We start from the raw sequence: 1,564 nt of genomic DNA on the forward strand, positions 1-1,564 counted from the left end.
CCGGAGGGTGGGTTAGACCTTGATGGAGAGTTTGATCCTGGCTCAGGACGAACGCTGGCGGCGTGCTTAACACATGCAAGTCGAGCGGTAAGGCCCCTTCGGGGGTACACGAGCGGCGAACGGGTGAGTAACACGTGAGCAACCTGCCCCCGACTCCGGGATAAGCGGTGGAAACGCCGTCTAATACCGGATACGACCCGCACCCTCATGGGTTCGGGTGGAAAGTTTTCTCGGTCGGGGATGGGCTCGCGGCCTATCAGCTTGTTGGTGGGGTAACGGCCTACCAAGGCGATTACGGGTAGCCGGCCTGAGAGGGCGACCGGCCACACTGGGACTGAGACACGGCCCAGACTCCTGCGGGAGGCAGCAGTGGGGAATCTTGCGCAATGGGCGAAAGCCTGACGCAGCGACGCCGCGTGGGGGATGACGGCCTTCGGGTTGTAAACCTCTTTTACCACTCACGCAGGCCCCGGGTTCTCCCGGGGTTGACGGTAGGTGGGGAATAAGGACCGGCTAACTACGTGCCAGCAGCCGCGGTAATACGTAGGGTCCGAGCGTTGTCCGGAATTATTGGGCGTAAAGAGCTCGTAGGCGGCGTGTCGCGTCTGCTGTGAAAGGCCGGGGCTTAACTCCGGTTTTGCAGTGGATACGGGCATGCTAGAGGTAGGTAGGGGAGACTGGAATTCCTGGTGTAGCGGTGAAATGCGCAGATATCAGGAGGAACACCGGTGGCGAAGGCGGGTCTCTGGGCCTTACCTGACGCTGAGGAGCGAAAGCGTGGGGAGCGAACAGGATTAGATACCCTGGTAGTCCACGCCGTAAACGTTGGGCGCTAGGTGTGGGGGCTTTCCACGGTTCCCGTGCCGCAGCTAACGCATTAAGCGCCCCGCCTGGGGAGTACGGCCGCAAGGCTAAAACTCAAAGGAATTGACGGGGGCCCGCACAAGCGGCGGAGCATGTTGCTTAATTCGACGCAACGCGAAGAACCTTACCAAGGTTTGACATCACCGGTAAACCGCCAGAGATGGCGGGTCCTTCGGGGATCGGTGACAGGTGGTGCATGGCTGTCGTCAGCTCGTGTCGTGAGATGTTGGGTTAAGTCCCGCAACGAGCGCAACCCTTGTTCCATGTTGCCAGCACGTGATGGTGGGGACTCATGGGAGACTGCCGGGGTCAACTCGGAGGAAGGTGGGGATGACGTCAAGTCATCATGCCCCTTATGTCTTGGGCTGCAAACATGCTACAATGGCCGGTACAGTGGGCGTGCGATGCCGTGAGGCGGAGCGAATCCCTAAAAGCCGGTCTCAGTTCGGATTGGGGTCTGCAACTCGACCCCATGAAGGTGGAGTCGCTAGTAATCGCGGATCAGCAATGCCGCGGTGAATACGTTCCCGGGCCTTGTACACACCGCCCGTCACGTCATGAAAGTCGGCAACACCCGAAACCTGTGGCCCAACCTTCGGGAGGGAGCGGGTGAAGGTGGGGCTGGCGATTGGGACGAAGTCGTAACAAGGTAGCCGTACCGGAAGGTGCGGCTGGATCACCTCCTTTCTAAGGAGTCTTT

The 1,564-nt window shown here is 60.0% G+C and carries 1 rRNA gene; it reads left to right on the top strand.

Annotation, left to right across the window (positions count from 1 at the left end):
* The first annotated feature begins 19 nt into the window (after window positions 1-19).
* Window positions 20-1,551, top strand: a 16S ribosomal RNA gene (locus D459_RS37275).
* Window positions 1,552-1,564 lie beyond the last annotated feature (13 nt).

The sequence above is a fragment of the Nocardiopsis potens DSM 45234 genome (assembly GCF_000341105.1).
Lineage (GTDB): Bacteria > Actinomycetota > Actinomycetes > Streptosporangiales > Streptosporangiaceae > Nocardiopsis_A > Nocardiopsis_A potens.